11 protein-coding genes and 1 tRNA gene are annotated in these 12,414 nt (G+C 73.1%); 7 read left to right on the top strand and 5 right to left on the bottom strand.

The features are described from left to right. Positions 1-251 precede the first annotated feature (251 nt). Complete coding sequence (locus tag BJP40_RS00005) at positions 252-1,925, top strand: bifunctional diguanylate cyclase/phosphodiesterase (protein ID WP_256220569.1); 1,674 nt, start codon at positions 252-254, stop codon at positions 1,923-1,925. A gap of 97 nt (positions 1,926-2,022) precedes the next feature. Here BJP40_RS00005 and BJP40_RS00010 read toward each other — a convergent pair whose 3' ends face one another. The 3 genes from BJP40_RS00010 to BJP40_RS00020 form a co-directional block, all read right to left on the bottom strand. After that, positions 2,023-3,723 carry a glycosyl hydrolase family 18 protein gene (locus BJP40_RS00010; protein ID WP_071277416.1) on the bottom strand — a complete coding sequence of 567 codons (1,701 nt, stop codon included), beginning with the start codon at positions 3,721-3,723 and terminating at the stop codon, positions 2,023-2,025. A 195-nt stretch (positions 3,724-3,918) separates the two neighbouring features. Next, on the bottom strand, positions 3,919-5,040 hold the full coding sequence (locus tag BJP40_RS00015; RefSeq protein WP_071277418.1) for an LLM class flavin-dependent oxidoreductase: 1,122 nt from the start codon (positions 5,038-5,040) through the stop codon (positions 3,919-3,921). Positions 5,041-5,492: 452 nt separating this feature from the next. Beyond that, positions 5,493-6,179, bottom strand: coding sequence for a decarboxylase (locus BJP40_RS00020; protein ID WP_071277420.1), 687 nt, complete (start codon positions 6,177-6,179; stop codon positions 5,493-5,495). A gap of 93 nt (positions 6,180-6,272) precedes the next feature. Between BJP40_RS00020 and ehuB the strand changes: the two genes are divergently transcribed. From ehuB to BJP40_RS00050, 6 genes are all read left to right on the top strand, one after another. Next, positions 6,273-7,163, top strand: coding sequence for an ectoine/hydroxyectoine ABC transporter substrate-binding protein EhuB (gene ehuB, locus BJP40_RS00025; protein ID WP_079170796.1), 891 nt, complete (start codon positions 6,273-6,275; stop codon positions 7,161-7,163). Further along, the gene (gene ehuC, locus BJP40_RS00030) at positions 7,160-7,819 is read left to right on the top strand and encodes an ectoine/hydroxyectoine ABC transporter permease subunit EhuC (protein ID WP_071266228.1); all 660 of its coding nucleotides are present in this window, start codon (positions 7,160-7,162) and stop codon (positions 7,817-7,819) included. The genes ehuB and ehuC overlap by 4 nt, the downstream gene beginning before the upstream one ends. Continuing rightward, positions 7,816-8,466, top strand: coding sequence for an ectoine/hydroxyectoine ABC transporter permease subunit EhuD (ehuD, locus tag BJP40_RS00035; protein ID WP_071277422.1), 651 nt, complete (start codon positions 7,816-7,818; stop codon positions 8,464-8,466). The genes ehuC and ehuD overlap by 4 nt, the downstream gene beginning before the upstream one ends. Then, the gene (gene ehuA / locus BJP40_RS00040; protein ID WP_071277424.1) at positions 8,456-9,220 is read left to right on the top strand and encodes an ectoine/hydroxyectoine ABC transporter ATP-binding protein EhuA; all 765 of its coding nucleotides are present in this window, start codon (positions 8,456-8,458) and stop codon (positions 9,218-9,220) included. The genes ehuD and ehuA overlap by 11 nt, the downstream gene beginning before the upstream one ends. Before the next feature lie 269 nt (positions 9,221-9,489). Beyond that, positions 9,490-10,248, top strand: coding sequence for an IclR family transcriptional regulator (locus BJP40_RS00045; protein WP_071266222.1), 759 nt, complete (start codon positions 9,490-9,492; stop codon positions 10,246-10,248). Positions 10,249-10,314: 66 nt separating this feature from the next. After that, positions 10,315-10,388 (top strand) — tRNA-Lys (locus BJP40_RS00050). A gap of 91 nt (positions 10,389-10,479) precedes the next feature. Here BJP40_RS00050 and BJP40_RS00055 read toward each other — a convergent pair. Next, a complete protein-coding gene (locus BJP40_RS00055; protein ID WP_071277426.1) occupies positions 10,480-11,091 on the bottom strand; it encodes a lytic polysaccharide monooxygenase in 612 nt (203 codons plus the stop codon). Positions 11,092-11,254: 163 nt separating this feature from the next. Continuing rightward, on the bottom strand, positions 11,255-12,414 hold a 1,160-nt coding region (locus tag BJP40_RS00060; RefSeq protein ID WP_256220568.1), incomplete at its 5' end, for an SPFH domain-containing protein.

Genomic DNA, 12,414 nt, shown 5'->3' on the forward strand with positions numbered 1-12,414 from the left:
TGCCCCGCGGCCGTACCGCGCCCGGCGTGCACCCCGCCGACGCGGGCGCGGCGCCCGCGGCCGCCCCGGCCCCCGGCGCTTCCGCCGGACCGGCCGCGCTGCCGCACCCGCATGACCCGGCCCGCGCGGACCTCCCTGCCGAGCCCTCAACCGTGCCCGGTCCCGCACCGGCACCGGGTGACGCCCCGGCCGCTGCCGCGCCCGGCGAACTCCAGGACGTCGACGCCGCGTTCAGGGCCGCGCAGCTCGCCATGGCCGTGGTCGACCCCGCAGGGCTCGTCGTCCGCGCCAACGACGCCCTCGCCACGCTCCTCGGCACCGACCGGTCGTCCCTGCGCCACCAGGCCGCCGCCGACCTGGTCGACCTGGCCGCCGACCGGCGCACCTGGCACGCCTACCGCGAGGTGCTCAGCGGCCATCGCTCGCGCCTCCGGTGCACCCGCCGCCTCAAGCACCCCGACGGGCACCCCCTGTGGACCGAGGTGACGATCGCCCCGGTGCCCGGCAGCCGCAGCGTCCTGCTGTCCGTCGCCGACATCAGCGACCGCCGCGCGCTGCAGGCCCGGCTGCGCCACCTCCAGATGTACGACCCCGTGACCCGGCTGCCGAACCGCACCCTGTTCTTCGAGCGCCTGACGTCCGCGCTGGAGAACTCCTCGTACGACGCCTACGACGCAGGGGGCACCGGGCGGATCGGGCTCTGCTACCTCGACCTGGACGGCTTCAAGGCCGTCAACGACACCCTCGGCCACCGGGTGGGCGACCAGCTGCTCGCCGCCGTCGCCGGGCGCCTCGCCGAGTGCGCCGACAACGACCCGCACACCCGCGGCGGGCATCTCGTGGCGCGGCTCGGCGGCGACGAGTTCGCGGTCCTCGTCGAGGACGCGGCGGGCACCGAGCAGCTCACCGACCTGGCCGGCGCGCTGCTCGCCACCGTGCAGGAGCCGTTCGACCTGGCCGGGCAGCGGCTGTCGGTCTCCGCCTCGATCGGTGTGGTGGAACGGGCCGCCGACGGCACCACGGTCAACGGGCTGATGCAGGCCGCCGACACCACGCTCTACTGGGCGAAGGCCGACGGCAAGGCCCGCTGGACGCTCTTCGACCCGGAGCGCAACGCCCACCGCATGACCCGGCAGGCACTGTCCTCCCACCTCCGGCCGGCCGTGGAGCGGGGCGAGTTCGTCCTCGCGTACCAGCCGCTGGTGGGGATGGCGGACGGCACCGTGCGCGGCGTGGAGGCGCTGGTCCGCTGGGACCACCCGCGCTTCGGCACCCTGGCGCCGAATCGGTTCATCGGGATCGCGGAGGAGGACGGCTCCATCGTGCAGCTGGGGCGGTGGGTGCTGCGGACCGCGTGCCGCCAGGCCCGCGACTGGCAGCAGGCCCACCCGGCGCAGCCGCCGCTCTTCGTCAGCGTCAACGTCGCGGTCCGCCAGGTGTGGGACTCCGACCTGGTGGCGGACGTCGCGCAGATCCTGGACGAGACCGGACTCGCGCCGGGCCTGCTCCAGCTGGAGCTGACCGAGTCGGCGGTGATGGGCTCGGCGGGGCGGCCCCTGCAGGCACTGCAGGCGCTCAGCGACATGGGGGTGCGGATCGCCATCGACGACTTCGGCACCGGCTATTCGAACCTGGCCTACCTCAGCCGTCTGCCCGTGTCCGTGCTGAAGCTTGACGGATCGTTCGTCCGGGGATTCCAGGACGAGGCGCACCCGAACCCCGCGGACGAGATCATCGTCGAGGCCATGGTGGACCTCGCGCACCGGCTGGGGCTGACCGTCACCGCCGAGTGCGTGGAGACCGCCGGGCAGGCGGCGAGGCTGCGGCGGATCGGCTGCGACACCGGTCAGGGCTGGCTCTACTCGCGGGCGGTGGCCCCGGAGCACATCGCGGAGATGATCCGGGACGGCGCGCGGACGGCATGAGCCGGCGGGCGCATGAGAACCGCCCCTGACCGGGAGGCTGTGGTCTCTCCGGCCAGGGGCGGCGGTGTGGGGGGCGGCCGTCAGCGGGCCTCGCGGGTCAGCAGGCGCCGAGGTCCTGCCAGACGCCCCATTCGCCGGTGGTGCCGGGCTCCTCGCCCTGCGTCCACCACTTGGCCTTCCACGTGCGGCCTTCATGGGAGACCTGGGTGCCGCCGGTGTACGCGGCGGCCCGGTCCCAGGCCGCGGCCGTGCAGCCTTCCGGCGCGGTGGGGGTGGGGGTGGGCCCGGTGGGGGTCGGGGTGGGGGACGGCTCCGTGGGAGTGGGGGTCGGCGACGGGGTCTGCGGGGTGCCACCGACCGCTTCCACGATGTGGTTCAGCAGGGTCGTGTCCTCGTCCAGCCCGAGCAGCGAGTACATCATCGCGCCGCCCAGGCCGCGGCTGTGCGCGTAGTCGGCGCGCGCCTGGATCGCGCGCTTGTCCAGGCCGGTGAAGAACTCGCCGTCCTTGTAGAAGTAGGACGCCTTCGCGTCGTCGTCCCAGAACGTCGTCGCCGGGTTGTCGACGATGCCGCCGAGCTCCTTGTAGTGGGCGATGCCGGCCTGCCGGCTCAGCGGGCGGGCCGCCGAGGCGCCGGTGGCGGGCTGCGCCAGGCCGTTGGCGGCGCCGGCCGGGACGCCCTTCCAGCCGCGGTAGTAGAACTCGTACCCGAGGGTCAGCTTGCCGGCGGGGAAGCCGCCGGTGATGCCGTAGACCGGGTCACCGTCGATCCACGCGTCGATGGCATCGTCGATGGAGTACTTCTCGGTGCCGGGCTCGATCGGGTCGGTCGGGTCGTTCGCCCCGGAGTACAGCGGGGACTGGTGGTACGTCGGCCCGTCGCCGTCCCAGGCGCCGTGCATGTCGTACGTCATGATGTTCGCGTAGTCGAGGTACGCGCCGATCTTGTCCGTCTCGATGTACTTGATCTTGTCCTGGCCGGCCGGGAGCGCGGCGGTCAGCAGGTACTTCTTGCCGCCGTGCGCGGCGCCGTAGGCGTCGAGCTGCTTGCGGAACTCCGCGAGCAGCAGCGTGAAGTTCTCCTTGTCCTCGGGCCCGTAGTGGTTGCCGAGGTGACCGCCGGAGGAGCCGGGGTACTCCCAGTCGATGTCGATGCCGTCGAAGATGCCGGCCGCGGTGCCGGGGCCGCCGTAGCCGCCCTCGACGGGCAGGTCGCCCTGGATGTACTGCTTGATGCAGGACGACACGAGCTTCTTGCGGCTCGCGTCGGTCTTGGCGGCGTCGTGGAAGTACTTCGAGTACGTCCAGCCGCCGAGCGAGATGTTGATCTTCAGGTGCGGGTGCTTCGCCTTCAGTTCCCTGAACTGGTTGAAGACGCCCACGATCGGCTGGTCCCACTTGTCGGCGACGCCGTCCACGCTGTCCGCGGCGGAGAAGGTGCGCTGGTAGTCGGCGTACGAGTCGCCCGCGCCGTCACCGGCGTTGGGGTTGTTGTCGTCGCCCGCCGCCTTGTTCGCCATGAAGCAGGTGAGGTCGGTGGGGTGGATGTTGCCGAACGAGTAGTTGATGACGTCCAGCTTCGCCGCGATGCCCCGGGTGTCCAGGTGCTTCGGATAGAAGGCGTTGCCGTAGATGCTCCACTGGTCATAGTAGGCGATCTTCACGCCGCCCGTGCCGTCGGCGGCGGGCGCGGCGTCCACCGCCTGCGCCGCGGCGCCGCCGAAGGTGACGGCGGCCAGTGCTCCGGCGGCGAGGGCGGCGCTGGTGAGCGCGGCGAGCAGGGGTTTGCGGGCGTGCACGGGGGCCTCCGAGGGGGCGAAGCGGGGTGCGCGAGGCTGAAGTTGGAGCATTGATAGCCACCGCCACCCACACCCGTCAATGGTCTGAACCAAATGAGGACTAGACCAACTCGGGGAGGAAAGCGCTCGTCAGAGGCCCCCCGGAGTCCCGCGGAGCCGCTCGCCACCCGGGGTGACGAGCGGTTTAAGGTTCACTTAGGGCGCTTGTGCGCCGCTTCCCGAGGCAGAACCAGCGAAGCCGTACGCGTCCGCCACCAGCTCGTACGAACGCAGCCGGGCCGCCCCGCTGTGGACATTCGCCGTCAGCATCAACTCGTCCGCCCCCGTACGGCCCTGGAGCTCGTCCAGACCCGCCCGCACCTCGTCGGGCGTGCCGTACACCACGTCGGCCAGCCAGCGGTCGACGAACTCCCGCTCCACCGGGCCGAACGGGTATGCCTCGGCCTCCTCCGGCGTCGGGATCAGCCCGGGACGCCCGGCCCGCAGCCGCAGCATCGACAGCGCACCGGTCAGCACCTGCCGGCGGGCCTCCCCCGCGTCCTCGGCGGCCAGCGCGGAGACGCCGACGAGGGCGTAGGGCGTCTCCAGCACGGCCGACGGGCGGAACGAGGAGCGGTACAGCTCCAGCGCCGGCAGCGTGTTGCGGGCGGAGAAGTGGTGGGCGAACGCGAAGGGCAGCCCCAACTCCCCCGCCAGCCGCGCACTGAACCCGGACGAGCCGAGCAGCCACACCGGCGGGCGGCCCTGCGGCCCCTGCACCGGGCCCGGCACGGCGTGGATCCCGGCGTAACGGTGGCCCGTGGGGACGTCGTCGTCCAGGAAGGCGACCAGTTCGGCGAGCTGCCGCGGGAAGTCGTCGGCCCCCTCCCCCGGGGTGGCGGTACGGCGCAGGGCGGCGGCCGTGGCCCCGTCGGTGCCGGGCGCCCGCCCGAGGCCCAGGTCCACGCGGCCCGGCGCGAGCGCCTCCAGCGTGCCGAACTGCTCGGCGACGACGAGCGGGGCGTGGTTCGGCAGCATGACCCCGCCGGAGCCGAGCCGGATGCGGCGGGTGTGCGCGGCGAGGGGGGCGAGGATCACGGCCGGGGAAGAGGAGGCGACACCGGGCATCGAATGGTGCTCGGCCACCCAGTGCCGGTGGTAGCCGCGGCGCTCTGCGAGCCGGGCGAGCGAGACGCTGGTGGCGAGGGCCCCTGCGGCGGTGCTCCCGCGCCCGACGGTGACCAGGTCCAGCACGGAGAGCGGCACGGGCGCGGCGCCCCGTGCCGCCGCCCGTATGGCCGGGTGCTCTGTCGCGTGCGTCGATGCGGGCTCGCTCACCGCGGGGTCCTCCTGTCTGCGCCGGGCACGTACGGTGGGCCTAACTGGAGGGTGCTTCCGCTTATTCCCCGCAGCCGCCCGCCGGGCGCGGCGGCAACCGGCGGGCGGCGGCTCGGACGGCGCGGCAACAGATGCAGGGCTCCCCATGCCCTGCGCGATGGGGCCCGACGGGACCGGTGGGGCCAACAAGGCTGGCGGGGCGGATGGTGTGGAGCCGGTGGTGCGGGTCCGGTAGTGAAGGGCCGGCGGTACGGGGCCGGTGGGGCCGACAGGGCCGGTAAGGCGGGTGGGGGCCGGTGGTACGGGCCGGTGGGGCCGAGCGGCAGCGGGCGCGGGAGCCGCGCCGGACGCCGGGCGGGGGTGCGCCGGACGCCGGCCGGCGCAACGGGAGGCCGGGCCGATGCCACGGGAGGCCTCCGGGCCAGGACCCGCCCCGGAGGCGCGGGCGGGCGTCAGCCGCCCGGTTCCCACACGTCACGCGGCTCGTGACGGCCGAAGAGGGTGCCCAGTTCCTCCGCCCACGCCCCGCGCCGCTCCGCCAGCCGCAGGCCCTCCCACACCGTCACCAGCGTGCCCGTCAGGACCGGCTTGCCGACGGCCGCTTCCGCGTCGGGCAGCAGGGACACCGTCGCGAGGGCGGTGTCCGGCACCAGGACGGCCTGCGCGCCCGGTTCGTCCGCGGCCCGCACCAGGTCGGGCAGCGGACCCGCGGCATGGGCCCGGCGCGGGCCGACCACCTCGATCCCCGCCGCCTCCAGGAACCGGGCGAAGCCCTCCGTGACGTCCCCCGGATAGGTCGCGGCGACGGCGACCCGCGCCGCGCCCACGGCCCGCACCGCGTGCGCGAACCCGATCGACGTGCTGGAGGCCGGCACCCCGGCGGCCAGCGCCAGCGCGCGGGCCTGCTCGTGCGCCGATTCCCAGCCGCGCACGAACGACGCCCCGGTGGCCGCCCACACCACCGCCTCGGCGCCCGCGAGCCGCAGCCCCTCCGCTTCCGCGGCGAGGCGCTCCGGGTCCTCGTCCGGCCCCCCGTACGCCACCGAGTCCACGCGGATGTCACTGTCCAGCAGCGTCTCGATACGGCGGTAGTCGTCCTCCGCGTGGCCCTCCGGGCGGAGCAGTCCGACGGTGGTCATGGTCAGCCTCCTGGTCCTTCGGCGCGGTCGCCGGGCGCGTCCGGCGGGAAACCCGCACGCATAGCCCTCGCCACTTCGGGTAGCCGCGCGCCCATGGCCCTCACAGACTCCAGGGAAGCAGGATCCATAAGACGGCGCTCGCTACTGGTCGGCGGCGCCGCGCTCGGCGCGTCGGGGTTCGCGCTCGGCGGCACGGGGTGCGCCCGCGTGCCGTCCGGGGACTCCCTCGCCCGGCTGCGGTCGCAGCGCACGGTGCGGCTCGGCATCGCCGGGGAGGTGCCGTACGGGTACGTCGACGCGCAAGGGGCCTTCACCGGGGAGGCGCCCGAGCTCGCCAAGGTGGTGTTCAAGCGGCTCGGCGTCGACCGGGTCCAGCCGGTCGCCACCGACTTCGGCTCCCTCATACCCGGCCTCAACGCGCAGCAGTTCGACGTGGTGTCCGCCGGGATGTACATCAAGAAGGAACGCTGCGCGCAGGTGCTGTTCTCGGACCCCGAGTACCAGATGCTCGACTCCTTCATCGTCCGCAAGGGCAATCCGCTCGGCCTGCGCTCCTATGACGACGCCGTGCGGAAGAAGGCGCGGCTCGCGACCGGCAGCGGCTACGCGCAGATCGGCTACGCCGTGGCGGCCGGGTACCCCGAGAAGGACATCGTCATTCTCCAGGATCAGGTGGCCGGGCTGAACGCCGTCGAGTCCGGGCGCGTGGACGTGTTCGCCGGGACCGCGCTCACCGCCCGCGAGGTGGTGAAGAAGAGTGCGAGGGCCGAGGCCACGGAGGCGTTCCCGGCCGTCGTCGACGGCGAGGAGCAGATCGACGGCGGCGGCTTCGCCTTCCGCCGCACCGACGGCGACCTCCGGGACGCCTTCAACGCCGAGATCCACAAGATGAAGCGGAGCGGCGAGCTCTTCCGGATCCTGCGGCGGTTCGGCTTCACGGAGTCCGAGATGACCACGCTGACCGCCGAGGAGCTGTGCCGATGACCTCCGGACTCTGGCAGAACTGGGTCCTCCCCGGCATCTGGACCACCCTCCAGCTGCTGGTGTTCAGCGCGGCCCTGGGCGCCGCCGTGGCGTTCACCGTGGGCATGGCCAGGACGCACCGCTCCGGCGTGGTGCGGTTCCTGGCGGCGGCGTACACGGAGGTGTTCCGTGGCGTGTCGGCTCTGGTGCTGATGTTCTGGCTGTTCTTCGTGGTGCCTCCGCTGCTGGGCTGGCAGCTGGTGCCGATGTGGGCGGCGGTGCTCGCGCTGGGCCTGTCGTACGGGGCGTACGGCGCCGAGATCGTGCGCGGGGCGCTGAACGCGGTGGCGCCGGCGCAGCGGGAGGCGGCCGTGGCGCTGAGCTTCACGCCCTGGCAGCGGATGCGGCTCGTGCTGCTGCCGCAGGCGGTGCCCGAGATGCTGCCGTCCTTCTGCAACCTGCTGGTGGAGCTGTTGAAGGGCACGGCACTGGTGTCGCTGCTGGGCGTGGGCGACGTGTCGTTCGCGGCGTACCTGGTGCGGCTGGCGACGCAGGAGAGCGCGCAGATCTACACGATCGTGCTGGTGATCTACGCCGTCATCGCCTTCGGCATCACGCGGTCCATGAAGGCGCTCGAACGACGGACCAAGGCGAATCTGGGGGTGGCCGCCAAGTGAACTGGGACTGGTCTGCTGTCTGGGACTTCCTTCCGCGTTTCGCGGAGGGGCTGCTGGTGACGCTCCAGGTGCTGGTGCTGGGTTCGCTGCTGGCGTTCTCGCTGGGCCTGGTGTGGGCGGCCGCGTTCCGTGCGCCCAGCCGGTGGGTGCGGTGGCCGGTGAACGTGTTCACCGAGTTCATCCGTACGACGCCGCTGCTCGTGCAGCTCTTCTTCCTCTTCTTCGTGCTGCCGGAGTGGGGCGTGCAGTTCTCCGCCCTGGTCACCGGCACCTTCGCGATCGGGCTGCACTACTCGACGTACACCGCGCAGGTCTACCGGGCCGGCATCGACGCCGTGCCGGTGGGCCAGTGGGAGGCGGCGACGGCGCTGAGCCTGCCCGCGCACCGCACCTGGACCGCGGTGATCCTGCCGCAGGCCCTGCGGCGGGTCGCGCCCGCGCTCGGCAACTACGTCATCGCCATGCTGAAGGACACGCCGATCCTCATGGCCATCGGCGTGCTGGAGATGCTCCAGCAGGCGCGGCTGGAGAGCGCCGTGACCTTCCAGTACACCGAGCCGCTCACCGTCGTCGGTGTCGCCTTCATCCTCATCGCCTACCCGGCTTCCCTTCTCGTCCGAGCCCTGGAGCGCCGCCTTGTCCACTGAACCGTCCACCGAACCGTCCACCGAACTCGTCCGCTTCGAGGGCGTCGGCAAGAGATTCGGTGAGCACACCGTCCTCGACGACCTGTCCTTCTCCGTCTCCCCGGGCCAGCACGTCACGCTGATCGGGCCGTCCGGCTCCGGCAAGACGACCATCCTCCGGATGCTAATGACCCTGGAGCGGCCCGACCGGGGCACGATCGAGGTCGGCGGCGAGCGGCTGTTCCCGGCCGACGAGCGGCAGCGGCGCGAACTGCGCAAGCAGATCGGGATGGTCTTCCAGCAGTTCAACCTGTTCCCGAACATGTCGGTGCTGCGCAACATCACCGAGGCGCCGGTGCGGGTGCTCGGGATGGGCCGTGACGAGGCGGAGGAGCGGGCCCGCGGCCTGCTGGAGATGGTGGGGCTCGCCGACAAGGCGGGTGCCCGGCCGGCGCAGCTGTCCGGCGGGCAGCAGCAGCGGGTGGCGATCGCGCGGGCCCTGGCCATGCGCCCGAGGGTGCTGCTGCTGGACGAGGTGACGTCGGCGCTCGACCCGGAGCTGGTGGCGGGCGTGCTCGACCTGCTGCGGGACATCGCGCGGACCACGGACATCACGATGCTGTGCGTCACGCACGAGATGAACTTCGCGCGGGACATCTCGGACCAGGTGCTGATGTTCGACTCCGGACGGGTGATCGAGTCCGGTCCGCCGGAGCAGATCTTCTCCGCGCCCGAGCACGCGCGGACCCGGGAGTTCCTCGGCGCCGTGCTCTGAGCCGGACCGGCGTCCACCGCCCGGCGGTCCCGGCCGGGGCCGACCGCTCGGATCCCGCCTCGTCCGGGCGGCCGGCGGCGGGGCCGCAGACCGGCCGCCCCACCCGCCCCAGCCGTACCGAGATATGCCAGGGGCACATGTCGACCGGGAGCGCCCCAGCGTATGCGGCTGGGGCGTCCCCGCGTTCTTGTCAACGGGACGCCCGAAAACGGCCCTTGGCGGTTATCGTGGGGAGGAAGCATGCGGTCACAACCTGGTAGGGGGAAACCGTGGCGCCGAAGCCCAAGCCGCATCCGGCGTTCCATTCGGTGCAGTACGCCCTGCGTGTGCTGGAGACGGTCGCCCGGCACGGCGGCGGCGTCAGCGACAGCCAGCTCGCCAAGGAGGCCGGGCTCCCGGTCGCCCACCTGACCCCGCTGCTGCGGATGTTGCGCCGCGAGGGGTACGTCGAGGAGATCGCCGCCGGTGTGTACGTGGTCGGGGACTCGCTGCTCCTGCTGGGTTCGGGTGCCAGTCGGCGGGAGGCCCTGGAGGCGAAGCTCCAGGAGACGCTGACCGCACTGCGGGACACGGTGGGCGCCGCGGTCTACATCAGCCGGTACATCGACGGCGAGGTCAAGATCACGCAGATGGCGGACGGACCGCACACGCCGAAGGTCAACGAGTGGGTGGACTTCCGCTCGGCGGCGCACGCCAGCGCGGTCGGGAAGTGCCTGCTCACCCAACTCGACCAGAACGGCCGCCGGGACCACCTGTCCCGCCACAAGATCGCCCGGCTGACCTCCCGGACGATCACGAGCGAGCGGGTGCTGTTCTCCAAGCTGGACAGCCAGCCGCCCACGGTGCCGGTGCTGGACCTCCAGGAGTACGCGGTCGGCACGGTGTGCGCGGCGGTGCCGCTGACGGCCGGGGCGGCGGTGGGCTGCCTGGCGCTCTCGCTGCCGATCGAGCACGCGCACCGCCTGCGCGCGGCGGCCGACACGCTGAACCGCAGGGCGGCACCGGTGGTGCTGTCCCTGGCGCTGTGAGGCACGCCACGTTTAGCCGGGACCGGGAGCACCTCGGGGACCGGGTAGGATGAACTTCGTCAGCAGGCGCCGCTAGCTCAGTTGGTTAGAGCAGCTGACTCTTAATCAGCGGGTCCGGGGTTCGAGTCCCTGGCGGCGCACAGACGGAAGAAGCCCCTCGCGGAAGCGGGGGGCTTCTTCGTGTCGGCCCCGCGGGCGCGGGGCCGACACCGGGAACGGCGGGCTCCGCGGCTAGAACCGGACGTCGGAGCAGGCGTAGAACGCGTTCGTCGTGTCGTGCACGTTCCACACCGCCAGGATCAGGTGGCGGCCGGTCTTCCCGCTCGGCAGGGTGCCCTGGTGGGTGAGGGTGTACGGCGGCTGCTTGCCGTTGTACGGAACGGTGAGGAACGGCTGCAGTTCCAGGTCCGAGCGGGTCAGGGGCCTGGTGGGGTCCCAGCCGTTGCGGGTGATGTAGTAGCGGAAGTCGGTCGTGCGGTGCGGGGCGGTGAACCGCCAGCGGAAGCTGTAGCTCTGCCCGCTCGTCACCTGCGTGGCCGGCCAGGCGCCGCCCCGGGGGTCGTCGAGCTCCGCGAACCGGGCGTTGCCGCCCGAGCAGATGGTGCCGTCCGAGGGCCCGCCCAGCGGGAAGCCCTTGGGGCCCTCGACGGACTGCGGCTCCCACTGGATGGAGCCGCAGTTCGCGACCGTGCCGTTGGCGCAGAGCTTCTGCCGGCTGATCGGTGCGTCGGTGTAGCCGTGGCTGCCGGCACTACTGGTGGCGAGGACCGAGACCCCGGCGACTCCCAGGGCCACGGCCAGCGCCGTGCGTATCCGATGCCTCTTCTGACTCGTCTCTCGCATGCTGCACTCCAGTGGGGAGGTGGGGGATCGCGCGCGACGTCGTGGCGGAGGGGAACGGGCGTGCTGCGGTGCTGCCGTACCGTCGTACGGACCGTGCTGCGGTCTAGACCAACTCCCAATCTAGGGACATGAACTCGCCATGTCCATACCAATCGCAGGCGCCTCACGCACCTTCGACCGGACCACCCCGCCCCGCGCAGAACGCCACGGTGAGGTCCTTGACCAGCGCCTTGCGGTCGTAGTCGTCCAGCTCGACCAGACCACGCGCGGTCAGCCGGTGGACCACGTCGTCCACCGCGTCCACCACCCCCGACAGCACGGCGTCCCGCTGGTCCGCCTCGATCGCCGCGATCCGCCGCCGCCGCATCGCCGCCGCGATCTCCGGGGCGTACTCGATATGGACCGGCTGCGCCGAGAACACCTCGATCCCCACCGGCGCACAGGCGGCGGACAGCGTACGGGCGAGCGCCTCGCCGACCGCGTCGGCGTCCCGGAGCGTCGGCGCCTCGCCGCCGCCGGACCGCGGCGCGTCGACGGGCCGCCGGGACAGCACCCGGGCCAGTGCCGCCTCCACCTGCTCCCGCAGGTACGTCTCGTGGTCCGCCACCGCGAAGGCCGCACGGACGGTGTCCCGGATGCGCCACACCACCAGCACCACGACCCTCAGACCGGTGCCGCCCGCGTCCACCGCCGCGACCGGTTCGCTGCGCCAGTGACGCATCCGCACGTCGAGGCGGCGGCGCAGGAGCAGCGGGCTCACCCACACGAGGCCGGTACGGCGGACCGTGCCGCGGTACTCGCCGAACAGCGTCAGCACCCACGCCGTGCCCACCCTGCTGCGGGTGAGGCCGCCGAACGCGAACAGCGCGAGCAGCACCCCGACGGCCAGCAGCACCGCCGGCCCGAACGCCAGCCCCCGGTACGGGCGCATCGGCAGCCCCAGCAGACCGAGCAGCCCCTCGGGCACCGCCCCGGACCACCAGGCCACCACCCCGCACGCCGCGAGGACGGCCAGCCCGGCCAGCACCGCGACCCAGCCGGGCAGCACGGCCCCCGGCCGCTCGACCAGACGCGGCTCGGCCTGGGCCGACCCGGCCTCGGTCGCAGCCGACCGTCCGGCCACGGCACGGTCTCCTGCCACCCGCTTCCCCGCGGCCCGGCTCCCGGCGTGCCGCCCGGGGCGGCCGCGCCCCGGCAGGCCGGGCAGCCCGGCGAACCGGGCGCCGCGGGAACGCCGTTCGGGCCGGGCCTCCCGGGACTCGGGCCGCGGGGCCTTCGGCGAGGCGGGCCGGGGCGCCGGGTCGGGCTGAGGCGCGTCCCGGG

The sequence above is a fragment of the Streptomyces sp. CC53 genome, from assembly GCF_001865245.1.
Classification (GTDB): domain Bacteria; phylum Actinomycetota; class Actinomycetes; order Streptomycetales; family Streptomycetaceae; genus Streptomyces.

What these genes read in the sequence shown, in the direction of transcription:
- BJP40_RS00005 (WP_256220569.1), top strand. Translation starts at nt 252, where the DNA reads ATGGCCGTGGTCGACCCCGCAGGGCTCGTCGTCCGCGCCAACGACGCC.
- BJP40_RS00055 (WP_071277426.1), bottom strand. Translation starts at nt 11,091, where the DNA reads ATGCGAGAGACGAGTCAGAAGAGGCATCGGATACGCACGGCGCTGGCC.
- ehuB (WP_079170796.1), top strand. Translation starts at nt 6,273, where the DNA reads ATGGCCCTCACAGACTCCAGGGAAGCAGGATCCATAAGACGGCGCTCG.
- BJP40_RS00020 (WP_071277420.1), bottom strand. Translation starts at nt 6,179, where the DNA reads ATGACCACCGTCGGACTGCTCCGCCCGGAGGGCCACGCGGAGGACGAC.
- ehuC (WP_071266228.1), top strand. Translation starts at nt 7,160, where the DNA reads ATGACCTCCGGACTCTGGCAGAACTGGGTCCTCCCCGGCATCTGGACC.